The sequence below is a fragment of the Paenibacillus alginolyticus DSM 5050 = NBRC 15375 genome, assembly GCF_000422905.1.
In the GTDB taxonomy this organism is placed as follows: Bacteria; Bacillota; Bacilli; order Paenibacillales; family NBRC-103111; genus Paenibacillus_E; species Paenibacillus_E alginolyticus.
Genome location: NZ_AUGY01000036.1, coordinates 1 through 23354, shown reverse-complemented (window position 1 = coordinate 23354; position 23354 = coordinate 1). Strand labels below are relative to the sequence as shown.

The 23354-nt window shown below is 45.8% G+C and carries 24 protein-coding genes; 6 read left to right on the top strand and 18 right to left on the bottom strand.

What is annotated here, in order from left to right:
* Together G519_RS0116825 and G519_RS0116820 are read right to left on the bottom strand one after the other, a co-directional pair.
* The gene (locus G519_RS0116825) at positions 1-1002 is read right to left on the bottom strand and encodes a hydroxyacid dehydrogenase (protein WP_029195712.1); all 1002 of its coding nucleotides are present in this window, start codon (positions 1000-1002) and stop codon (positions 1-3) included.
* Positions 1003-1013: 11 nt separating this feature from the next.
* The gene (locus G519_RS0116820) at positions 1014-1859 is read right to left on the bottom strand and encodes a sugar phosphate isomerase/epimerase family protein (protein WP_029195711.1); all 846 of its coding nucleotides are present in this window, start codon (positions 1857-1859) and stop codon (positions 1014-1016) included.
* Positions 1860-2033: 174 nt separating this feature from the next.
* Between G519_RS0116820 and G519_RS49035 the strand changes: the two genes are divergently transcribed.
* Together G519_RS49035 and G519_RS0116810 are read left to right on the top strand one after the other, a co-directional pair.
* Positions 2034-3479 (top strand): helix-turn-helix domain-containing protein, encoded by a 1446-nt coding sequence (locus tag G519_RS49035; RefSeq protein ID WP_084160196.1) that lies wholly within the window; start codon positions 2034-2036, stop codon positions 3477-3479.
* Between the two features lie 146 nt (positions 3480-3625).
* The gene (locus G519_RS0116810) at positions 3626-4447 is read left to right on the top strand and encodes an AraC family transcriptional regulator (protein ID WP_051253449.1); all 822 of its coding nucleotides are present in this window, start codon (positions 3626-3628) and stop codon (positions 4445-4447) included.
* A 22-nt stretch (positions 4448-4469) separates the two neighbouring features.
* Here G519_RS0116810 and G519_RS0116805 read toward each other — a convergent pair whose 3' ends face one another.
* From G519_RS0116805 to G519_RS43300, 3 genes are all read right to left on the bottom strand, one after another.
* Complete coding sequence (locus tag G519_RS0116805) at positions 4470-5576, bottom strand: PAS domain-containing sensor histidine kinase (RefSeq protein ID WP_036633195.1); 1107 nt, start codon at positions 5574-5576, stop codon at positions 4470-4472.
* Positions 5569-6222, bottom strand: coding sequence for a response regulator transcription factor (locus tag G519_RS0116800; protein WP_029195708.1), 654 nt, complete (start codon positions 6220-6222; stop codon positions 5569-5571). Before G519_RS0116800 ends, G519_RS0116805 begins: the two co-directional genes overlap by 8 nt.
* Positions 6223-6312: 90 nt before the next feature.
* Positions 6313-6777, bottom strand: a complete 465-nt coding sequence (locus G519_RS43300; protein WP_051253448.1) for a GAF domain-containing protein — start codon at positions 6775-6777, stop codon at positions 6313-6315.
* A gap of 293 nt (positions 6778-7070) precedes the next feature.
* On the opposite strand from G519_RS43300, the gene G519_RS0116790 reads away from it, so the two are divergent.
* Positions 7071-7766 carry a Crp/Fnr family transcriptional regulator gene (locus tag G519_RS0116790; RefSeq protein WP_029195707.1) on the top strand — a complete coding sequence of 232 codons (696 nt, stop codon included), beginning with the start codon at positions 7071-7073 and terminating at the stop codon, positions 7764-7766.
* Between the two features lie 26 nt (positions 7767-7792).
* Here the strand turns inward: G519_RS0116790 and G519_RS43295 are convergent, their stop codons facing one another.
* Positions 7793-8335 carry a hemerythrin domain-containing protein gene (locus G519_RS43295; protein WP_051253447.1) on the bottom strand — a complete coding sequence of 181 codons (543 nt, stop codon included), beginning with the start codon at positions 8333-8335 and terminating at the stop codon, positions 7793-7795.
* 168 nt (positions 8336-8503) lie between these two features.
* On the opposite strand from G519_RS43295, the gene G519_RS0116780 reads away from it, so the two are divergent.
* A complete protein-coding gene (locus tag G519_RS0116780) occupies positions 8504-9787 on the top strand; it encodes a methyl-accepting chemotaxis protein (protein ID WP_029195706.1) in 1284 nt (427 codons plus the stop codon).
* A gap of 78 nt (positions 9788-9865) precedes the next feature.
* Here the strand turns inward: G519_RS0116780 and G519_RS0116775 are convergent, their stop codons facing one another.
* The 7 genes from G519_RS0116775 to G519_RS43290 all read right to left on the bottom strand — a co-directional run bounded on the left by G519_RS0116775 (position 9866) and on the right by G519_RS43290 (position 16100).
* The gene (locus tag G519_RS0116775; RefSeq protein ID WP_029195705.1) at positions 9866-11905 is read right to left on the bottom strand and encodes a bifunctional diguanylate cyclase/phosphodiesterase; all 2040 of its coding nucleotides are present in this window, start codon (positions 11903-11905) and stop codon (positions 9866-9868) included.
* A gap of 54 nt (positions 11906-11959) precedes the next feature.
* Entirely contained in the window at positions 11960-12265 is a 306-nt protein-coding gene (locus G519_RS0116770) for an STAS domain-containing protein (protein ID WP_029195704.1), read from the bottom strand.
* A 91-nt stretch (positions 12266-12356) separates the two neighbouring features.
* Positions 12357-14021 (bottom strand): cbb3-type cytochrome c oxidase subunit I, encoded by a 1665-nt coding sequence (locus G519_RS0116765; RefSeq protein ID WP_051253446.1) that lies wholly within the window; start codon positions 14019-14021, stop codon positions 12357-12359.
* A gap of 31 nt (positions 14022-14052) precedes the next feature.
* Complete coding sequence (locus G519_RS0116760) at positions 14053-14523, bottom strand: cytochrome c oxidase subunit II (protein ID WP_029195702.1); 471 nt, start codon at positions 14521-14523, stop codon at positions 14053-14055.
* Between the two features lie 34 nt (positions 14524-14557).
* The gene (locus G519_RS48460; protein ID WP_376768233.1) at positions 14558-14722 is read right to left on the bottom strand and encodes a cytochrome c oxidase subunit 2A; all 165 of its coding nucleotides are present in this window, start codon (positions 14720-14722) and stop codon (positions 14558-14560) included.
* A 106-nt stretch (positions 14723-14828) separates the two neighbouring features.
* Complete coding sequence (gene mobA, locus G519_RS0116750; RefSeq protein ID WP_127528222.1) at positions 14829-15446, bottom strand: molybdenum cofactor guanylyltransferase; 618 nt, start codon at positions 15444-15446, stop codon at positions 14829-14831.
* A 129-nt stretch (positions 15447-15575) separates the two neighbouring features.
* Positions 15576-16100, bottom strand: coding sequence for a DoxX family membrane protein (locus G519_RS43290; RefSeq protein WP_051253445.1), 525 nt, complete (start codon positions 16098-16100; stop codon positions 15576-15578).
* Between the two features lie 178 nt (positions 16101-16278).
* Here G519_RS43290 and G519_RS0116740 point away from each other — a divergent pair, with 178 nt between their 5' ends.
* Entirely contained in the window at positions 16279-17229 is a 951-nt protein-coding gene (locus tag G519_RS0116740) for an MBL fold metallo-hydrolase (protein ID WP_029195700.1), read from the top strand.
* 63 nt (positions 17230-17292) lie between these two features.
* Here G519_RS0116740 and G519_RS0116735 read toward each other — a convergent pair whose 3' ends face one another.
* The 5 genes from G519_RS0116735 to G519_RS43285 all read right to left on the bottom strand — a co-directional run bounded on the left by G519_RS0116735 (position 17293) and on the right by G519_RS43285 (position 22733).
* Positions 17293-18414, bottom strand: a complete 1122-nt coding sequence (locus tag G519_RS0116735) for a Ger(x)C family spore germination protein (RefSeq protein ID WP_051253444.1) — start codon at positions 18412-18414, stop codon at positions 17293-17295.
* 24 nt (positions 18415-18438) lie between these two features.
* Positions 18439-19557, bottom strand: a complete 1119-nt coding sequence (locus tag G519_RS0116730; RefSeq protein WP_084160192.1) for a GerAB/ArcD/ProY family transporter — start codon at positions 19555-19557, stop codon at positions 18439-18441.
* A gap of 7 nt (positions 19558-19564) precedes the next feature.
* Positions 19565-21031 carry a spore germination protein gene (locus G519_RS0116725; protein WP_051253443.1) on the bottom strand — a complete coding sequence of 489 codons (1467 nt, stop codon included), beginning with the start codon at positions 21029-21031 and terminating at the stop codon, positions 19565-19567.
* Positions 21032-21142: 111 nt separating this feature from the next.
* Entirely contained in the window at positions 21143-22120 is a 978-nt protein-coding gene (locus G519_RS0116720; RefSeq protein WP_029195696.1) for a 2-hydroxyacid dehydrogenase, read from the bottom strand.
* Between the two features lie 61 nt (positions 22121-22181).
* The gene (locus G519_RS43285; protein ID WP_084160191.1) at positions 22182-22733 is read right to left on the bottom strand and encodes a glycerate kinase; all 552 of its coding nucleotides are present in this window, start codon (positions 22731-22733) and stop codon (positions 22182-22184) included.
* Between the two features lie 468 nt (positions 22734-23201).
* On the opposite strand from G519_RS43285, the gene G519_RS50225 reads away from it, so the two are divergent.
* Positions 23202-23354, top strand: a 153-nt coding sequence (locus tag G519_RS50225) for a transposase (RefSeq protein WP_208860893.1), incomplete at its 3' end; no start/stop codon positions are given.

The following is a 23354-nucleotide window of genomic DNA, read 5'->3' as shown; positions in this document are numbered from 1 at the left end:
CTACCACGGCGTCAATCTGCGGTACTGATCCAACGTAACTTTGCCGAGCAAATCCTCACCTTTCACGAATCGGTGCAGCTCATCGACGATGAAATCACAGAGCTCGCGCTTCAATATACCATGGAACCCGCCAATGTGCGGCAAGCATAACACGTTAGGCATCGCCTGCAGCTTATGATCGGCTGGCATAGGCTCAATGTCGTAAACATCAAGGGCTGCATGTATCCTGCCTTTGCTCAGTTCTTCCAAGAGCGCCTCTTCTTTCACAATAGGCCCGCGAGCCGTATTAATGAAGAGCGCCCCGTCGCGCAGCAGTCTTAGCTGTTCCGCGCCGATCATTCCTTGCGTGCGAGGCGTCCACGTATTGTGCAACGAGACGATGTCGCTGCGCTCGAACAGTTCATTCAAACCACAGAGCTCGACGCCCTGCGCAGCCGCTTCCTCCTTCGTACAGTAACTAGAGTGCAGCAAGATTCTCGTGTTAAAAGGCTGCAGCATCCGGATCACCTGCTTGGAGATTTCCCCGTAGCCGACTAGGCCGATCACTCTTCGCGTCACGCCGAGAATCGTATCGCGGTTGTTATTGCTCCACTGCCCCTCTTTAAGCCGATTGCTGTACCCCGCTAAGTCCCACGCTCCGGCAAACATCAATGAAAGTGCACACTCCGCAGTCGAGAGTGCGAGTACTTTATTGGCCGATGTTACGGCAATCGAAGTATCGAACACATCCTCTTTGACGATTGATGCTACACTGCCTGCTCCATGGCCGATAAACTTCAATCTCTCCGCGCGCGCGAGCACATCCGGGGTAAAGCGAGGCGAGCCCCATGAAGTGATGCAGGCATCATATGAACCAATTCGTTCCGATAGGTCCTCACTTGTAAATCTCTCATTCAAGGGAATAAAATCAACCTCCGAAAAGCTCGAAAGCTTATTCAGAGTGGACTCCTGCCAAAATAACTCATATAATCCAGCGTCAGCGATCGTAATTAATGTTTTCATCGACTTAACCCTCATTCCATTAGGCTTTGAAATAATTCACGCATAAATTCAACATACGCAGGAAAAATAGTTGCTGGCTCCATACCGGGAACTTGCAGCTCCTTGCGCCATTTGGTTTCCCACTCCAAGGAGTAATAGCCGGTGTATCCCGACTGCTCAAGCTGATCTACAATGGAAGCAATCGGCACCTGCCCCTCGCCGACCTGGGTGTACATCCAGTTCGACTCCATTGAATCTTCAAAAGGGACGCCGTCTTTGACATGTACATGAACGCACTGCGAGCCAAGTAATGCAATGGTCTCCACCGGCGTCTCTCCTTCTTCCAGCGGATGGATAATATCATAGATAACCGCACAATTCGCTCTGTCTACATCATCCAGCAGCTTGCGAAGCGAACGGCCAGTGGCGAATTCATTATGCGTCTCGATCCATACCTGCACACCGTAAGAGGCCGCGTAATCGCAAGCTTGCTTAATCTGGGTTGCGATTTCAAGATATGGAATAGCAGGAACTGGGTTATCCCTGCGGTTATTGAAGTAGCCAAGGAAAATCCGCACTCCGCCAGCCTTCAAATCACGAGCGAGCGAAACGACTTTTTTAAAATTATCGAATTGCTCGGCATCTCCTCTCTCGCCTGTGAAACATACACTTGAACCAATATTGGTGATTCGAATGCCCGCTTCCTCGAATTTCCGAATCGCCACTTTCCGCTCATCCTGCGCCATCTCGGCGGTTATGCCCCAGGCAGGCCCTTCCCTCAGCTCCATTCCGCTAAAACCGCATGCCTTGGCAAACGAAATCATTTCAGCCAAAGACCAGCCCTCGCAGGGGAGCGTGCTAAATGCCAGATGCTTCATATCGCTTTCCCCATTTCCTCCCAGATCTAGTGGGCAACTTAACTTCCTCCTATTATTGCAGCGAAACTCAGTAAACGCTTTCCCTTTTCCATGTTTCTTTTGCACAATTCCTCGAATCTGTGTACCATTATCTGTAGCTAATGAGTTACGGATGAATCTAGTGGAGGTCATTGTATGTCCGATTATCCAATCTATACTTACAAAGAGTTACTCGACGAGAAGTTTCCTTTTAAAATCGAAATTCGAACGCCACAGAATATGAATCGATTTCAACATGCTCACGAGCACCTGCAGCTGTGCTACATGATGTCCGGCAGTTGTCTTCATTGGGCGGCGGGCAGGCAATATGTGTTGACCAAAGGCGATCTCTTCTCGATCCCGCCCTTTCAAGAGCATCGCTTGGAACCCCGTGATTCGATGGATTTTGAGATGATACAGGTCGATTTCATGCCCCATGCGATTAATGAAAGCTTTCAGGATCTGGCGCAAATGCAGACGTTCGTCGATTTCGCCTATATCAGACCCCTCATTTCCGAAGCCGATCTGCTGCCCAAAATGTCGTTCCCTCCTCCTACACAATCCGTGGTCGAGAACTTGCTGAACGTCATTCTCTCGGAATGGGAGGAACAAGAAGAAGGCTACCGGCTAGCGATCAAGGCTGAGCTGCTGAAGCTTCTCGTCATTACCGGCAGGCAGTATAAACGCTATTCACAAACGCAAAGTCAGCATGAGCGCAACAGGGTGGCACATCACCGAGAAGCCTTCTATGAAGCTATCAGTTACATGGAAACGCATTACAATGAGGAGCTCCATTTGGAAGAGGTTTCCGCTAAAGCATTAATGGCACCATCTTATTTCAGCAATATGCTGAAGCTGGTGCGAGGCAAATCGTATATCGAGCTCTTATCAGCCATTCGTATTCAGGCATCCATGGAACTGCTAGGAGGAACGGACCTCAATGTTACCGAGATCGCTACCCGTGTGGGCTATAATCATATAAGTCATTTCAATAGAACGTTCAAGAAGCACGCAGGCGTAACGCCAGGCGACTATCGTAGGCATCAAGGCGGCCCGCTCATCGATATCGGCAGCCATGCGTTGGATTTAACACTTCGGATGATGAACAATTATGCACCAAAATGTGTTTTAGGCAAGGCTTACCACAAGCTTAGCCGCAAAGAAAACGCGGCAAATATATGGGGACCGTGGGACCCGAAAAAATTTACGGTGGAGGATTCCGCTTTCGGCTTCATAACGATGCAGAACGGTGCGACCGTTATACTCGAATCCAGTTGGGCTCTTAACTCACTTGACACTTTAGAGGCAAAAACGACGCTTTGCGGTACGGAAGGCGGAGCGGACATGCGTGACGGACTCCGCATTAACAGCGAAAAGCTGGGCAGAATGAATACGACCACCATCGATTTGAGTGCAGGCGGAGTCGCTTTTTTTGAAGGCAGCGCAGAGAGTTCAAGCGACATGGAAGCGCGGTTGTGGCTCGAATGTATCCTTCATAATACCGAGCCGTTGGTAAAACCGGAGCAAGCGTTTGTTGTCACACAAATATTAGAAGCCATATATGAGTCTTCGAAGACAGGAAAAGCCATTTATTTTGAGTAGCCTCATTTGAGACAATAGCCGCCCTGTTCAAGGGCGGTCACGTTTGCGTATGGAAATATTTGCGTACAATTGCCTAGAAAGTTTGTATAATTACCTAATAGAACTAAAACATGAACGATTTGCTCGAGTCAAAGGAGGAAGCCGGTGTGTTGCATGGACGCGAGGATAATTTGCGAGCTGAAACGCTTTACGTAGGGATGGCGCACCATAAGAAGCGTTTTCGAAATCCGCGTGAGTTGTTAAACACCTACATCATCCGGCTGCAGACAAGCGGTAGCTGTGAAGCGCTCATTGATAACGAATTTGTCGTGATTGAGCCTGGAGACCTGCTTATGTTTCGTCCAGGCGAAAAGTACGAGCTTATCTTGAAAGACAACAGTATCGATTACTATGTGATTTGCAATGGAACATGGATTGACCAGTGGTGGGACAATTTCTCACCTCCGCAAAAGACAAACATCCCTCTCGACGACGATCTTCTGAAATTGTGGAATCAGTTGGCGAAGGAAACGTTGCGGATGAATGACACCATCGAAGAGCTGACAGATTATAAGCTGCGCGTCTTTTGCTTAACCTTACAGCGCCTGCATGACATTGCCGGCATGGGAAAAACGTTAAGTCCATCCTACATCGCCTACCGGATTAAAAAATTCATAGATCAGCATGCGACAGAAGCTCTCACCTTGGAGCAAATTGCCAAACATGCGGGAATTAGTATCTCCAGAGCTGTGAATTTGTTTAAAACCAATTTCGGCCAATCCATCATGAGTTATGCCATTGAAGTCCGCCTTGCAGTCGCATGTGAACGCATTCGCTTCAGCGCAATGTCACTTGACTATGTCGCTAAATCAAGCGGTTTTAATAACTATACGTACTTCCATCGACAATTTCGCATGCATTTTGGGTTATCCCCCCGTCAATATAGAGAAGAACAACAGAAACGCTCGAAGCTTCGAATGGAACAATAAAAAGATCGCAGGGAAGTATGATTCACCTTTTCGGAACAATCAAGGTGATTGTCGTCCCTTTTTCCAATTCAGAATGAATAGCGATTTGACCGCCAATGCTCTTGGCTCTTTCCTCCATACTGAACAGCCCCACTCCTTTGGAGCCGCCACTGCGAACAAAACCTTTTCCCCGATCTTCGATGCGTACTTCAACAAACGATTCTTTATCATGAACGAACACGTTAGCTTCTGATACATCGGCATATTTGGCCACGTTGGTAAGAGCCTCCTGTATAACGCGGTATATGGTCGTTTCCTCCAATGCTCCCAATCGCTTACGCAAATTGCTATCCAGAATGACTCGTATTCCGTAATGCCCCGTGTAATTTTCTATATAGGTTCGAATGGCCGGCACTACACCTAAATCATCCAGAACAGAAGGACGGATTTCCCACGCCAAATTACGAACTTCCTCAATGATTCCGGAAACCACATGCCGAAGCCCGACTATTTCAGACTGCTCACTTTCCCCAATCACTCTATCCATCTGTATCAACAGTGAGAACAGACTCTGTCCGATGCCGTCATGGAGCTCACGCGAAAATTTTCTTCGTTCTTCCTCCTGAATTTGCATAACCTGCGACATCATAAGCTGCAGTTCTTCTTCGACACGCTTTAATTGCGTGACTTCGTTACGAATCGCAAGATACTGGTAGGGTTGCCCCTTCTCATCCACGAATGGCACAATCGTCGTATCCACCCAGTAGAATCCACCACTTTTTGCTTTATTTTTGATCTCTCCGCGCCACACCTTGCCAGAGGTGATCGTTTGCCACAAGAGGGTCATGAAATCCTTCCGATGATAACCCGAGTTAATAATTCGGTGGTCTTGCCCGAGAAGCTCAGCACGTGAATATTGGGAGATTTCGCAAAACTTATCGTTGACGTATTGAATTTTCCCTTTATGATCCGTGACGGCAACAATGGAAGATTCATCTAGGGCAAATTTTACATTGGACAGCTGCTTGAGAGACTGTTTCAAATCAGCTTGAAACAAAGAGTCTGTAATATACTCATCCATGCGCGCTATAAGCTCGGTTACATTTTCACCAATCACTTCCGGATACTCCCTGTTTTCATCCTTACTCAAAATTCAACAATCCTTTCTTCACCGCAAACTTGACCAACTCCGGTCTCGTTTTGAGCCCTAGCTTCTCCATCACATTGCTTTTATGCGATTCAACCGTTTTTACGCTAATAATCAATTGTTCGGCTATCTCTTTATTGGAAAATCCTTTGGCAATCAGAGACAGAACTTCCTTCTCACGTTCCGAAAGGGATTCGTAAGGACCTATATTTTCTCCATGCTTCAAGCGTTCTATATATTCACTCATCAGCCTTTTGGTTGCTGTAGGATACAAATAGGCGTTTCCTGATGCAACGGAGCGGATAGCTGTCAACAGCTCCTCGTGCGGAGCGCTTTTCAATATATACCCTGAGGCGCCGGCGTGAATCGCCCTAAACAGGTACTCGTCATCGTCATGCATGGTCAGAACCAGCACCGCCAAATCCGGCATCAGACGCTTCAATTCTGTTGTTGCTGTAAGTCCATCCATGCCATGGGGCATGTTCAAATCCATTAATACGACATCCGGCTTCAGCAATTGGGCTGCTTGAATACCTTCTTGTCCGTCTGCAGCCTCTCCGATAACTTCCATGCTGTGCTTACCATTCAGCAGGCTCATTAATCCCGACCTGACTACGGCATGATCATCAACTACCAGAATTTTCGGCATACCCATCCTCCAATAAATCGGCTAGAACTACCCTATCATTACTCCTATTGTATTACTAATAACAAATAAAATGAATTCCAGTAATGGAACTCATTTTGCTATTTCCCCTGTATTCTCCTTCAGATACCAAGCCAGCGTAGGAAGACCTTCCTGAACGACAAGGAGCTCGGCCTCCGTATATCTGGGCTGTGTTCTTTTGCCAATGAACAGCAAGCCTTTTATCAAGAGATTATCGGAATCCGTCAAAATTGGAAATACAGCTGCTGTCTGCAGTTGCTCGGCAAGTAGGACAGGGCAACTACGTCGCACTTGATCCGAATCAGGATGCGAGTCATCGAGCTTCACCCATCTGCCTAGGCGCAGGACGGAACCCGCTAATCCTTGGCCTGATTTAATCACCATTTGCTGATAGCGTTCATTCCTGCTGCCTGAAGCATACCTCCAACGAATGCGCTCGGCTTTGTCATGCAATGGCGCCAGTGCGATAAAATCACTTGACGTTAGGCTTCGCAAACGCTCCAGCTCTTCTATGATGTTTGCATCCCTATGAGCCATATAGGCCACCTCCATTTCCTTACGCACCAGAGCCGATTTATTTTAATTAACATTGTAGACGTTTCCACTCATCTTGTATGTCAGGGAAAACCCTGATTTAGCAATCAGGACATTGCGCGATTTCACCTGCAAATTACCTCAGGAGTCATCAGGAAAGTAAGGGATTAACTTGTGATTTATCTCACACCAAATAGGGAGTTTCCCCCCCAAAGATCAGCAGAACTCCCGATAAACAAAACCGTCTGAACCCGTTAAGATAGAGATAACAAAGAAACGTTGAGGAGTTGGTACAGATGGCTATTAACGGTATTCTCGCCTTTTTTTCTGAAGAGAATTTCCATAAATTACAAAGCATTATGTATGTGAAACATGCGGAGAAAGGTGATTATCTGTTCTGGGAAGGTGATGTCGCGGATAAATTGTACTACGTAATGAAAGGCGGAGTGCGCATCACCAAGCTGTCGGAAACGGGTAAAAGCTTTATCCTATCTCTGCATCAGACTGGTGATTTGTTCGGTCAGATCGATCCCTTTCAGAACTCTGTACAAAGCTATAGTGCAGAAGTAACAGAAGATTGTGAGATCGGGGTCATTCAACGAAAAGACCTCGAAGTCTTACTTTGGCAGCATGGGGATTTGGCCATCGAGTTTATGAAATGGATGGGGCTTATGCACCGCATGACCGAAACGAAGTTCCGTGATTTGATGATGTACGGAAAACCAGGCGCACTCTGTTCGTTACTTATCAGACTTAGTAATTCGTATGGCGTTCCAAACGGTGAACATACGCTGATCAATTACAAGATCAATCATACAGAAATGGCCGATATGATAGGAGCTACACGGGAAAGTGTCAATCGGATGTTGAGTGATATGAAGAAGGAAGATGCGCTTGAGATTCAAAATGGCCATATCGTGATTAAGGATTTAACCTATCTCCGCGATGTATGCCACTGCGAAAACTGTCCGAAAGAGATTTGCCGCATGTAACATTCCGTTTGAAATGGTCCATTAAACTAGGAAAAGAAGGATTCAAGGTCCGTAAGCACTTTTTCCGTTAAAGGAATTACGAGCTGTTCTTCCATCGTAAAGTGATCATTTAAGATTAAACAGGCCTGTATGAGATGTGCCGCAGCCTCAATCAGCTGTTTTTTGATGACAATTGGCGTTAAATCGATGATGGCTTCATGGAAGGTCTGGATAAATGAAATCGCCAGCTGGTGATCCTTTTCCAGCACCCAAAAGGAGGGAGTGATCGATGGAGCCGATTGTCGATGAAAATAATCAAGCAGAAAGGGAAACAGCTCCTGGTCCTCCCATTCCGCGTGGCGCTCCAGTGCCTCCACAAAATCAGCGGTTTGCTGCCTTAGTTGCTGCAAGACCTGAACGCCCTCCGCAGGATCATCCAGCAGGCTCACTTCCTTAGCGCTATGTTCGAGAGCCTTTAGCTGCTGTCTTAATTGGTTATGCTCTTCCTTCAGACGATCCGTGGCAAAATCAAGTTCATCTGGGTTGGATGAGGCTATTCCCAACATATAGGTTATTGAAAGTGGTGCCATATTCATCCCTCCAACATACGTCTTTTGCTTCTATATCTAGTATAAATGCTTTGCTGATTATCGCTGTGAGAAACATCACATCTACGTTTTCAAGATTCTGCTATATTTTTGGAAAGTACTTATTGAAAGAAATCATCACAGAAAAAGGCAGAATGGGGACTGACGAAGATGAAGAAATTTAAATTGAGCATAGTCAAGAAAATGGTACTTGGCATCACGTTAGTATCCACCGTAACCTATGGGACAAGTGCTTTTTTTATTTTTACCCTCCAAGGTTTATTTAAAGATTACATGCCGGATTGGCTGTTCATCTGGATCACCCTTTCTTTGGGTATTTTCTGGACAGGATTTCTGGGATGGATTGCGGCAAAATGGTTCATTAAACCCCTGCTGCAGCTTACAAACGCAGCTAACGAGGCTTCGGCAGGTAATTTGCAAATTACGATTACTCCAAGCAAATCTGATGATGAATTAAGAGCACTTAGCCTTTCTTTCTCGATGATGATCGGAAATTTGAGAGAAATCATTGATGGAATTTCTATCAACTTCATAGGAACCGATATGCATGTGGATGAATTGAGATCAGCGATTGGACATGCAGCAGCTCATGTGGAACTGATAACAACGACGATTGAAGACATCTCCCATGGAGCTGAACAGCAATCAAAATCCTCCGAAGCCATGTTCATGTCCGTCGAACAAATCATGAGAACCACGGATGAGATCAATAAAGAAGCCCACGAGGCTCGGCATTTAACGACGCAAATGATTATTACCATTAAGGATAGTGCAAGAGTGATTCAGTCTTTAGTTAATGGGATGCAAAGCCTTGCGATTTCTAATCAAGAATCTATACATACCGTGCGGCTTCTGGAAAGCAATGCGAAGCAAATCAGCGAGATTTCGAGCGTTGTTGGTGAATTCGCCAATCAAACGCATTTATTAGCCTTGAATGCTTCCATTGAGGCTGCGAGAGCCGGCGAGCACGGCAAAGGCTTTGCCGTAGTGGCGGGTGAAGTGAAGAAACTTGCCGAGCAAAGTTCGCAGGCGGTTCATGACATTAATCAGCTTATCGATCAAATTCAGTCTGAGGTCAAGAATGTCGTCTTCAAAATTACACAACAATTCGAAATGGTCAATAAAGAAGCCGCCAATGGGGAGACAACCGCTTCAGCACTTCAAAGTATTGTTGGTGAAGCTAATCAGGTCGATCAACTCGTGGATCATATTGCATCCATGGTCGCAAGCCAAGCGGATCAAGTACAGCTCACCTTGAACGAAGCTCGAGATGTCACCGACATTGCTGCCAAAATCTCTTTAGGCGCGAAAGGCGTATTCGCTTCAACACAGGAACAGACGGCCGTGATGGAGGAAATCGCTGCATCCTCCGATGTATTGAGAGATCAATCCGCAAGTTTAAAGAAACAAATTGAAATCTTCAAAGTGAGATGAAATCGGTCTCTGTCTTTGGAAATAGCCTTCCTACATGCACTGCTGAAGCATGTAGGAAGGCTTTTATCATACGCTGGTTCAACCTTGGTCAGCTATGAAAAAGGATTCAATCCCTTCAGGAGGCAGCGGTCGACTTAACCAATATCCTTGAATAGAATCACAATGAAGGTCCTTGAGAAAAGCCAACTGATCTTCCGTTTCCACGCCCTCGGCAATCACTCGGAGCCCCAAACCGTGAGCCATATCAATCATAGCCTTGGCAATCGATGCGTTGCCTCGATCCATTTCAATCCCCTGTACGAAGCATTTATCAATTTTCAATGTATCAATGGGATACTTTTTCAAATAACTTAAAGCGGAATGTCCCTTGCCAAAATCATCAATGGCTAACTCCAACCCGATCTCTTTAAAATCATGCAGAACCGTCAGTACCGACTCAATTTGGTGTATGCTGATGTTTTCCGTAATTTCGAAACATAGATAGCTCGGATCCAGCTCCGTTTCCTTCAATATCTGCTTGACCGTTTCAATCAAATTCTTATTCTTGAACTGTCGGGGCGACAGATTGATGGCACATTTCAAGGGAGGATAGCCTGCGGATTGCCAGGCCTTGTTCTGCTCACAAACCTTGCGCAGCACCCATTCTCCGATTTCGACAATTTGTCCATTTTCTTCTACGATCTGAATAAATTCATTCGGCGATACCATTCCCATCTCGGGATGCTGCCAGCGAAGCAAGGCTTCTATACCGTTGATCTGGCCCGTTCGAATGTCCATTTGCGGCTGGTACACAATTCTTAATTGATCTTTCTCCATTGCTTTTCGCAGCCCGTTTTCCAGTTTCATTTTCCGGTAGAAGGTTGCGTTCATATTCGAAGTGTACAGCTGATAATTGTTGGACTGTTCCTTGGCTCGATACATGGCCGAATCGGCTTGTTTGATTAGGGTTTCGCTATCTGCTCCATTGAAAGGATATATGCTGATTCCAATACTTGCCGTAATAAACAGTTCCTGTTCGGCTATCAAGAAAGGAAGGGCTAGCTCCTCCAGTATTTTCTGTGCTACAAGCAGCGCATCTTCGGTTTCATCAATGTGGGGTAGAATGACCGTAAATTCATCGCCACCCAGTCGTGATACCGTATCGCTGGTTCGAACGCAGCTCTCCAGCCGTTTGCTGGCGTTCTGGAGCAGTTGATCTCCAACTGCATGTCCCAATGTATCATTAATCAGTTTGAAATGGTCGAGGTCAATAAACATCAAGGCAGCCCAGTGGCCCTGACGATTGGCCTGCGCAATCGCATGACTCAGTCGGTCATGAAATAAGAATCGATTCGGGAGCCCGGTCAATACATCGTAATGAGCCAAATATTTTAAGTTCTCTTCCGACAGTTTACGTTCTGTAATATCCGTGAAAACCCCGACATAATTGGAGATTTTGCCGTTCTCATTCCTAACGGTATTAATCGTCAGCCATTCCGGGTAGATTTCCCCATTCTTTCGCTTATTCCAGACCTCGCCCTGCCAGCTGCCCTTTTCATGAATCGATGCCCACATTTGAATATAAAATTCGGCATCCTGCACGCCGGAATGCAGCATGCGCGGGGTTCGACCTAAAGCCTCAGCTTCCGTAAAGCCAGTTGTTTCGGAAAATGCCGGATTGACCGATAATATCGTTCCTTTCGTATCCGTAATCATAATCCCTTCACTCGCGGTTTCGAAGACTCTAGCATGCAGCTGCAGTTTCTTCTCTGACTTCTTCCGCTCCGTTATGTCCATGAAAATACCTACATAGTTAGATATTTTGCCACGTTTATCCCTCACAGCACTAATCGTCAGCCATTCGAGATATAGCTCCCCATTCTTCTTTCGGTTCCATATCTCGCCCTTCCAACCGCCTGTTTCATGAATCGTTGCCCACATATGAATATAGAACTCAGGTTTCTGTTTGCCGGAATACAAAATACGCGGCGTTTGCCCCGCCACTTCCTCCTCCGTATAGCCGGTTGTCGTTGTAAACGCTGGATTAACCGATAGGATAACGCCTCCAGAGTCTGTAATCATGATGGATTCCATAACTTTGTTAAATACACGTGCATAAAGCCGCAGTTTATCTTTCATGTACGATTATCACCTCCAGGTCAGCGACTTGCTTCACATGTATATATGGATAAATCAGGGATAAATCTCAAAAACACTCGTTAAGCGAGTCAGCTCGAACAGTTCTTTGACATCCCCCTGTAGACCTTGAATGACCACCCCTCCGCCGCTAGGATGAGCTTTCTTCTGAAGCGCAACCAGTACACCAAGTCCGGAACTATCGATATAATCCACATGACATAAATGAAAAACAAATTGCTTACATCCCTTGTCCAAATAGGGAAACAGCTTCTCCCTTATGATCGTTGCTTCATCCACATAAATTTTGCCCCTAGGCGTTACATTCACCTGTCCGTCGAACATTCGAACATCTAGAAACATTGTTACCCCTCCAGGTCCCTATTTTCCAGCTTCACTTCATTGTGAAAAAGCACCAGCTTTACTTCACATAAAGTCCGGTGCTTCTTACCTTTTACCAAGTGACAAACCCTTTGGAACCGACGCCAGGATGCATAATCATATCCATTAACGGTACTGTATAAGCAATCAATATCAGCGCCACCGACAAGCTAATCCACACACTCCAACGATCCAAGTAAGCCGGAGTCGCTTCCGCTTGTTCCATCGCTTCGCCGATTGGATACTCTGTCACACCTTTTGGCGCCCGAAGCAGGGCGAAGACATTGTACACCATCAACAATACGCCAATGAATAATATAGTGCCGCCAATAGCCATGAATACATAGTAGGGCATCCAGCCTGCCGCATCCGCATTTCCCTCATAGGTCGTGAATGCCATTCTTCGTGGTGAACCGAATAGTCCGACGAGATGCATCGCACCTGACATAAAGAACATGCCCGCGCACCAAATGATCGCTTGAATAATCCCAAGCTTATTCATGCGCTTAGTCAGCACACGGCCCGTTACGGCTGGAAGCAGCCAGTACGTAATTCCGAAGAACGTGAGCGCTACACTCGTCGCAACGGTCAAATGAAAGTTCCCTGTTACCCATAACGTATTATGAACCACCGCGTTCATTTGATTACTTGCATTGATTAATCCGCCTGCGCCAGCTGGAATAAAGATCAGCATACCTAGGAATGGCGCGAAGAATCGCACATCTTTCCATGGCATGACCTTTATCCAACCGAACAGCCCAGTAGCTCCTTTGGCACGACCATTGAGCTCAAAAGTTGCAAATAACGAGAACGCGGTCATCAGCGACGGAACAACCACCATGAAGGTCAAGACGACCTGCAGGTACTTCCAGAATGAGCTAATACCCGGCTCCATCAATTGATGATGAAAGCCAACAGGAATGGAAAATAACAGGAGGAGGACAAAGGATAATCTGGCGAGCGCGTCACTGTAGATTTTGCCTCCGATAATTTTTGGAATAATGACATACCAGCACATGTACGCAGGCATTAACCAGAAATACACGAGCGGATGGCCGAAGTACCAGAACAGGGTACGGCTGAGCATCACGTTAATCGTTTCCACCCATCCGAAAGACCATGGAATGAGCTGAATCAACACCTCAGCAGCAACCCCGATGGTAGCAATTTGCCACATAAGGAACGTGATGACCGCCATGAATGCAAACAACGGAGAGATCTTGCCTTGATGCGTCTTTTTCCAATACTTCAGTTGATAGAAGATGCCCCACCCGCTAATCCAGCTTCCTACCACCAATAGGGCTAATCCAATGTAAAAGTAAGGAGAAGCTTTCATGGGCGCATAGAACGTATACAGCACGCTCGCTTTTCCTGTCAAAACCATCGCTACCCCAAGGGCTGTTCCCACCGTCATGAAAGCAAATCCAAGCCATCCCATGCGATGAACAATCGGAAGCAGCTTTCCGCCTAACGTGTATGAAATGCCAGAGTATAGAAAACCTATAATAAAATAGGTCGTAAATACGATCGCCATCAACACGCCATGCGCAGTCAGCAGTTCATAATAACCAATTCCGTATGGCAGCTTGACCGTCCCGCTCTTCACTAACGTTTGCAGCAGCCCCGCGATCCCTCCGATGAGAAGTGCAAGGAAAGCCACGATGATGTGTGCAACGACCAGCTTCCCGTCTTTGAGATCGAATTTATTTTCAAACAATTCCAATTGTCCTTTCTTCATGCAGACTTCCACCCTTCTGTGCTTCTTCCCGTCATTTCACGATAATCGTCGTTTTCATATATTCATGCGCTCCACCGCAATATTCGTTGCACAAAATTAGGTACTCGCCTGGTTTCGTAAACGTATGCGTCACTTGGCTGATTTCGCCTGGAACAATCATCATATTTACGTTCGTTCCTGGAATTTCGAATCCGTGGACGACATCCTGGCTCGTTACTACGAACTTAATCGTTGCACCAACAGGCACTTCCATTTTGTCTGGGGCATATCCGAATGTAAAAGCAGTCATCACCGCTTCGTATTCTTTTTCTCCAGTCTTATACAATCCGAGTTTGTCAAAGGGTGCTGTCTCTGCTACTTTCGCAGGATCAATCCGATGATGATGCTCACTTGGCGGTTTCACCCCCATGGCAAACGCAGAAACACCCAAAACGCCAAGGAATACGAACAGCATGCTGATGCCAATCGTTAGCCAAATTTTCTCAAGTTTATGAATATGCATGGCTTAAACCACCCTTTTCTAATCGTAAAATGAACTACTGTCTGTATAGAAATAATAGGAATACGGCGACCCAGGTTATGGCCAAAAAAGCTCCAAGCAGCATGACCGAAGCAAATGTGCCTTTCAATACGGGTTCTTGATCCGCCTTATTTGTTCTCATTTGCTCGGGCTGCTCATTGCTTAACTTTCTAATGCTCATTTCAGACCCACCTCCAACTTAAAATCCAGCTATCCTCATTCTAGGAGCATTCTTCCGAGGCCACTATGATTTATGTCACATTCCGTATATGAAACTGAACAACTTCTTACATCCCCATCTTCACGGTGTTTTTGAAAGCCTCATAATCTTCCAAGGTCTTGATACTCGAAATGAATTTCAGATCGACACCATTCTTTTGCAAATATTCGTCCCCTAACTCACTCCAGAAAATATGTCCCAGTAAAGCAGAAACCCGAGTTTCACCTTTTTTGAGCAGAGGAAGAATCTTAGTCTTGCATTCTCGATCATAAATCCCATGCAGGGGAACTATATTACCCGATACAAGAGGAACTACAGCCTCAATGCCTTCCCCTTCCCGCTTTCTGTTCCACAAAAGTTCGGCAGCTTTGTACGAAATAAAAGGCATATCACAACCAACAACCCAGACCGATGAATGCATCGCTAACGATAATCCCGCATGCATGCCCCCAAGCGGTCCATAGCCAGTGTGAAAATCCGTAATGATCCGTACCGAGCGATCCAGAATAGGAAGAAACGCTTTGGGCTCGTTGGTTACGACAATGATTTCATCACACAATATCCTCATCCGATCCACTTGTCGAACAATGAGAGGCTGTCCACCAAAAGGAAGTAATGCTTTCAGTTCCCCATTCATTCGACGGTTTGCTCCACCAGCCAAAATGACGCCCGTAAGCATCACCATCACACTCCCTCTATCTCGTTTTATAGTGAGAAAAAAACACCTACTCTTCTTCAGCGAACTGAGTCAAAGAGTAGGTTCTTTTTGCATATATGAACATCCTTTGTAAATTACCCGCTCCAATGTTCCCATTTATTTATATTTTGGCTTCAAATGGAGTCTATCGACTAGTTTATCAAACCATTTGTGAAGATAAGGAAGGATCAGATGGTCAACGCCGAACTTGCCTGCGTTAGCGCCTGCGGCGATGATAAAGAATCCAAGAAGCACTAACCATGGATTGCTGCTAACCGTTCCAGCGAACATATACATAAAGTTCATTAATAATCCAAAGAATATGGCTGTAGTCGTCAGTGCGCCAAGTATCAGACCCAGACCAACTAACAATTCCCCCCAAGGAACTATCGTATTGAAGATGCCCACATTGGGGAGGGCAAAGTTTTTTAAGAAAGCTACATAATTTGCGTAAACCATATCCGTAGTTCCCGATTCAAGGACTGGTTTCGCAATTGCGCCTTTCAGATAACCTGCTGCGTCAAATGGCTTTGCCCCGGCGATTTTATGCCATCCCGCTGTCATCCACTGCCAACCCACATACAAACGAATAATCGTCAACATCATCGCCGCGTAACGATTTCCTCTTAACCATTTCATCATTTGAACCATCTCCTTTTGTTCTTTTCTGTCTTCATTATATTTCGAAAAAACTTACTGGTATGTGAAATAGATCACACCAACTAAAAATTGACAAGAGCGATAAGATTCTACATCTTAATAGGTATGGAGATATTATTCCAAAGGACTTATGGTGGCTTTGTGAGGGGAGCAGCGATTTATGGCACGCAAACGTTATAGCAATATGGATCCCGCCGCGAAGGTGAAAACCTGGAAGGAAATTCGTCGATGGCAGCAAGAACGGAAGGGGAAAGTCAAGGATCTCACTTTTCGTATCGGCCAAGCGGAGCATAAGCAGCAAGAACTGCTCATGAATAACCGCAGCGAAACAACGATCACTTGGATTGGGCATTCGACTTTCCTTCTGCAGATGGCGGGCTTGACGATCATTACGGATCCGGTCTGGGCGGACCGGATGGGCTTTGCCCGCAGACTGGAGGCGCCAGGGCTTACACTCGATGAAATACCGCCGATTGATGTCGTTTTGCTGTCTCATTCGCATTACGATCACCTGCACGTCGGATCATTGCGCAAGCTGAAAGGATCGCCTGTCGCCCTAGTGCCAGAAGGACTCGGCATGAAGATGAGGCGGCTTGGGTTGAGTACGGTCCACGAGCTGCCTTGGTGGGGGAAGACGACGGTCGGCCCGCTGGAGTTTCATTTCGTTCCAGCACAGCATTGGACTCGGCGCACGCTGACGGATACGAACAGCTCGCTTTGGGGAGGCTGGGTGATCAAGCGATCAGATGAGCATTCAGTAGACGGCGTGGAGAAAAACAGTGCCATTTATTTTGCGGGAGACAGCGGATATTTCCCAGGCTTCCGCGACATCGGAGCGAAGTTTCCGGGTATACGCTATGCACTCATGCCAATCGGCGCTTACGAGCCGGAGTGGTTTATGGGTATGCAGCACGTTACACCGGAGGAGGCGATTCAGGCGTTCCTCGATGTTGGCGCCGAGACGTTCATCCCGATGCATTATGGCGCTTTCCGGCTAGCCGATGATACGCCGCAGGAAGCACTTGACCGGTTGTTTGCTGATTGGCGGCGAAGAGAACTCGACTCCAGTCGTCTTAAACTGCTGAAACACGGGGAAACACTGGTGGAGTGACGGACAAAGCAATAAAGCTGCCATGGACTAAGCCCATGGCAGCTTTTTTTTGATCCTTCCTTTTCACTCAATCGCACCGGTATGTCTCAATGTGAAATTCACGCGAACGTTGATTTTGGCCTCTCTGAACATGGGGTGCCACTTTGCTTTGGTTAACTTTGAATCTCTTATATGACTCCGATAAACCTCACCGAACCCGACAGCATCAGATTCATTCTTTTGCAAACTCGCAATGAATGTTTCTATTTCCTCCTTCAGTTTTTTCCCAATTTCTTTCTCTAAGGCAGATACAGACTCGGGCTTATCAAAGGAATAAGGAGCCGAAATTTCTTGAAGATCCCCGTGTATCGACACCGTCACCATAAATTCGGGCACCTTCGAGTCAAGAAGCTTAATTTTACTGCTGCTTTTCGCAGTGGCGAACACAATTTTAACCTTTTTATCTGGATGCTTCATGTACTTCGCTAAAGGTTCGGCACCTGCTATAAGTTCGAAGTTTCCCAACTTCTTCGTATCGAGTAGTACTTTGAGCAGAAATCCTTGCCGCGGCAAAGCTTCATGAACCATGCGGTCATCATGAAACAAAGCCAGTCCTTTGATATAAACTTCATCGCCCTTTCGGATCAGCAAAGGAACCACTGGATCTTTGCCCTCACTGTAATAATCACGAAGAAAATCTTGGAGTGTTGGGGAAGGAAGCTCCTCTCTCTCCGAATTTTGTCTTAAGTTTTCATAGAGATACATGCCAATATTCGATATTTCCCGATAGCGATGCGTTAAAATATGGGAAGCTTCCTCATCGCTTACGCAAAGGTAAATCATATCGCCGAGCGTTGAGTCACGGGACAAGGTATCAACCAGATCGATGATCCCTCTGGAGGCAAGCTTTTTGCCGTACATGACAACCCGTACCTGTCCACCAACCAAATATTTGCTAAGCTCTCGATTCGAAGAAATGCGCGAACCTTTACTGGTGTATGCCGTGCTGGCTACAACCTGCGTTTTTTCTTTGGCGCTCGGATCAATTTTTTGCAAAACCGATGTTGTAAGTATGCGTTCTTTTTCCAGAGAATCATATCCGACAATAGTGCCAAGCGCCAAATTCTCTAATATGAATGGTTTGACACATCCCGAGAACAAAACGACTGTGCCGAGCAATAGAGATAGACAAAGCGGTCTTCTCACGCATTTCACTCCCTGAGAGTATTCCTAGCGATGAACGCTCCTTTTTTTAATGGCATGTACGATTTTCACCCACAGAAAGAGAAGAGGTGGATACAGAAAGATCACATACATCGACACGGAGTTCAAGATAGAGTTCATCTTATAGACTTGACCGTGTTTTTGGAACAGAAAGGAGCATGCGAACAGAATGACACAGAATACGGTTAACGTCCGCTTTTGATTTTGCTGAAAAACACGCTTCATTCCACGTAGGATGACCCAGGTAAATAACATTAAATTGCATACTAGGATAAGCATCCAAAGCGGAATCGCAATGTATTCAAATCGTTCCAGGAACGGAAATCGGATAATTTTCAAAAAACTAAAAGTAGCCCAAATCGTTTTTGGCATCTGATTTTGACTATAATAAACGATAGAAATGACCATGACGAACAAATAAAACAGGTTGCTAAGAAGAACACCTATTTGAGCATAACGATTAGCATTTTGTTGATCTCGAATGAAAGGATACAGAAAGAAAATGATCTCGAACCCAGCAAGTGTCAGCGGCATTTTACTCGCTCCTTGTAATACCTGAGAAGGCGTGGCTTCCATTATCGGAAGTAAAAAACTCCACTGGGCATGCCTTATCGCCGCATAAAAAAATAGTGTGGTCACGATCCAACATCCAAAACCAAACAGGCACATACCAATAATCACTCGAATTCCGCCAGTCAACCCATAAATAATTAGTGTAATGATAATCAGCATTAGGAGCCATGTCGGGAAATCGGGAAATATCCATGACTGAACAGCTTCAATATACGTGCGGGAGATCGTCAAGACGTAGAATGCGAAATACGTCATAAACAGGAGGCTAAGCATCCGCCCTACCCATTTTCCGAATAGTGCATAATGAATACCGAACAAGTCCGCAGAATCATAATGCGCTAGCGTGCGAATCATCAACCAAATGGAAAGATGTGCAGCTAAACCGGACACAATGACCGAAATCCAAGCATCATGACCCGCAAATTTAAAAATGACTCGCTGGAATCCGAGCACACCCACCCCCAATTGGGCTTTGCTGATTACAAAAACAAGTAGGAACGCTTGAAACAGTAAACCTTGCCTCGGTTTATCCGAGATCTCCATTTTGGTCATCACCCGTCTACTCGTCGATGTCTTTTTTCTGCTTCGCTTGATTCTTATTGAATCTCTGCTTATTCGGCGTGCGTGTAAAAGTAGAACGAGCGGAGAGAAATGGAAAAGGAAGTCGAATGACCGTATCTATCATGTCCCTCCACCTTGGAGGATAGATCGGATGCATATACGGATGTCCAAGGCTCGTTTGACGTAACAGATGCATGAGTACTAAACAAAGCGTGAAGACAATGCCGATCCCACCCCAAATTCCCGCAGCAATAATCAACGGAAAACGAACGAATCGAATACTAATACCCATTAAATATATGGGTGTGGTAAACGAAGACAGAGCCGCCAAGGCGACAATCATAATTAAGATGTTGCTCGTAAAACCGGCCTGAACCGCCGCTTGTCCGATAACAATACCTCCCACAATGCCCATCGTTTGTCCAACTTTAGTCGGAAGTCTAGCCCCTGCTTCTCGTAGAAGTTCAATCGTTACCTCCAGAAATAACGATTCAAACAAAGGAGGAAACGGTACTTTGGAACGCGACTGGGCTAGCGGAACGAGCAGACTAGGAGGAATAATCTCATAATGAAACGTTAAGGCCGCCACATAAGCCGGGGTCAGCAAGATGGAGATAAAGATTGCCAAGAACCTCAATCCTCTTATGAACATGGCAATATTCCAATGCAGGTAATGATCTTCCGGTGATTTGAAAAAATCAAGGAATGTACTCGGTCCTACAATTGCAAAATTGCTGCCATTGACAAGCAGAACGACTTTGCCTTCCAATAAGCTAAAGCTGACACGATCGGGTCGTTCGGTTAAGATCATTTGAGGAAAAATAGACATCGAATTATCTTCAATAAGCTGCACCAGCAGAGTGCTCGCGATGACGCCGTCTATTTCTAGTTCCGATATACGTTGACGCAGCGTATTAACGGTCTGCTCTTCTGCGACATTTTTCAAGTAAAGCAATTGCACCTGAGTTCTCGTTATTTCACCAATTTCAAAGGATTCATTACACAGGTCCTCATGAGCAATATAGCTGCGAACGATACCCAGATTCGTTTCCAATGATTCGGTGAATCCAATCTGAGGCCCGATCACATTGGTTTCGATTTCGGCTATAGATGGAGATCGTTTTGGCTGCTTAGATGTATTGACCAGAATGGCATCTGAATGTCCAACTTTATATACCACTGTCCAACCGCGCAGCAGCAAGATAATGACTTGCTCCATTTCACAAGTAAGGTCGGTCTGGCCAATAGGGATTGATTGAGCAAGTCCCTCCATCGAGAATGGTTCTAGCCGGGTTTGCTGTAGGGAACTGAGTAGTTGATTGTTAACGAGACTTGCGTCAACTAAATCACAGAAATAAATGAGATTAAGGTCATCATTCGCATGTTTGACAATAAGGTCCGAGCAATTATGGAGCAGACTTTTCAACGATTCTTCGAAAAGATCAACGGAATCCGGTAAATCCATACTTATCACCTTTAACCATAGTATCCATTTTTTTCTTTCTAGTTATGCATGAAAAACAATGCAAAAAACTTCGCCCTCGTTTAAAAGGCGAAGCCATTAGATTTAAAGAGCTTACTTCAAATAATTAACGGTTGGATTCACACAAGTGGGAAGCGGTTGTCTATCCAGACCTGCCAATAAATTATCCACAGCTAAATGTGCCATGCGATTTCTCGTCTCGTATGTTGCACTACCTACATGCGGGGTTATTAAGATATTCGGAAGGCTGAGTAACGGATGGTCTCCCGCAATGGGTTCTGGATCGGTCACATCCAATGCGGCATATGCGATTTGTTTACTTTTCAATGCTTCATAAAGGGCTTCGGTATTCACGATAGACCCGCGTGCCGCATTGATAAAATAGGCCGAAGGCTTCATCTGAGCAAACTCCTCAGCTCCAAACATTCCTCGGCTGTGTTTGGATAAAGGAACGAGGGTAATGATAAAGTCGGACTCTTGCAGCAAGTCTCGAAAGTCGACATATCTCGCTTCGAGCAGCTGATCATCCGTACGCCTTGTACGGTTATAGTAAATAATGTTCAGCCCGCACGCCTTTGCCCTTCTAGCTACTGCGCAGCCAATATCTCCCATGCCTACGATACCGAGAGTTTTCCCATACAAATCTACACCGTAAGGAATGTTGCTATTACTTGCCCATTTGCCTGATTTGACGATTTCCCAACCTTCATGAATCCGGCGAGCTGCGCTCAGCAGTAACGCAAAGGTTAGATCTGCTGTTGTTTCGACCAGCACGCCAGGCGTATTCCCAAAGGGGATTCCATTCCTCGTGCAGGCATCGATATCCACATTGTCGTACCCTACCGATGACTGTGCTACGACTCTTAGTTGAGGAGCATTAGCCAACAAATCGTCATTTACCTGTACATCACCTGTGCTGAATAAACCCTCCGCATCCTCTAACCATTCGAGTAATAATGCCCGTGGGATCGGTTCAGCTTCCTTCCAAACCTTTACCTCACAATGTTGTTCAATTCTTTCCATGGCAGCAGGCCATGTTTCTTTGGTTAATACCACTTTATATTTCGCCATAAAGGTTTTTCCCTCTCCCTTTCTATTATGCAAATATACCAACTCCTCCGCGGATCAGGAGTTATCGGTATTTTACTTTCGCTATTTTTCCACTGCTTTGAATGTTGCTTAGGGCATTCCCGCCTGGACCAACCTCATTGCCCTCTTCGTCCTTGAAACGGTAGCCCAAAGCCTGAAGCATCCCCACACCCGCATCGTTCGTCGCACTTCCGCCGAGTCCAATGATAAATTCCCGGCAGCCTTGCTCTATCGCATGTGCAATGAGCTCACCGACTCCACGGGTTGTGGTAAGCAGCGGATTCCTGCGTGCCTCAGGCACCAGCGGCAATCCGCAGGCTGCGGCTACCTCAATCACGGCTGTTTTTCCGTTACCCGTTATGCCATAGGTTGCCTGAACCGGCTCCAGAAGAGAGCCTTTAACCTTAACAGATTGAAGCTGTCCGCCTGTTGCATAGACAAGCGCTTCTACCGTTCCTTCACCGCCATCGGCTATCGGGAAACTTGCAATCTCCGCATTAGGATACACCTCTTTAATGCCTAGCTCGATCTCGTTGCTTCCTTCCATCGATGAAACGCTGCCCTTAAACGAATCGATAGCGATGACCACCTTCATAGGCGAAGCCCCCTCTTGTTCCGTTCACTTTTCTTCTAGTTTACACAAACTTTGGCAACCAGTCACTATGAGCTTCGATTAGATCATCACAGGCAAGGGACTTCAACGATAGCTTCCTTCGGAAGATTCGTAATCAACCCCGCTTATGTGTTGTTAGTTTAATTAACAAAAAGAGACCCTCAGCAACGGCCTGAGGGTCTAAATTATATATTAAAGGGGGGTTGGGTTTTATTATAGGTATGATTTATTAATTCCAAATGAAAATAATATTTAACCTGAAATATTCATAGCTCTTATCTAATATGATTTAATATCAATAGTAACAAGGGATTACGGCCATTTTTCATCTCTCTTAAAAAGTGAAAGAAAAAATGGAAAAAGAGCCCTTACTTTGGTAGTGTTGATGGTGACCAAACACAACAAAACTACTAAGGAGGCTCTTCTTTGACAAGTTTACAAGAGTATGGCATGAACTTCAACCCCCGAATGAGAATCAATTTTGAAGGCGGTGATCTGACCTCAGACGCCGGCCTGCTACTATATAAAGAATTCGATCACAAACTTGGTCTTTCTCAGACCATCAAGCAATTGCTAGTAGTCGACGATCCTATTCATCATCGA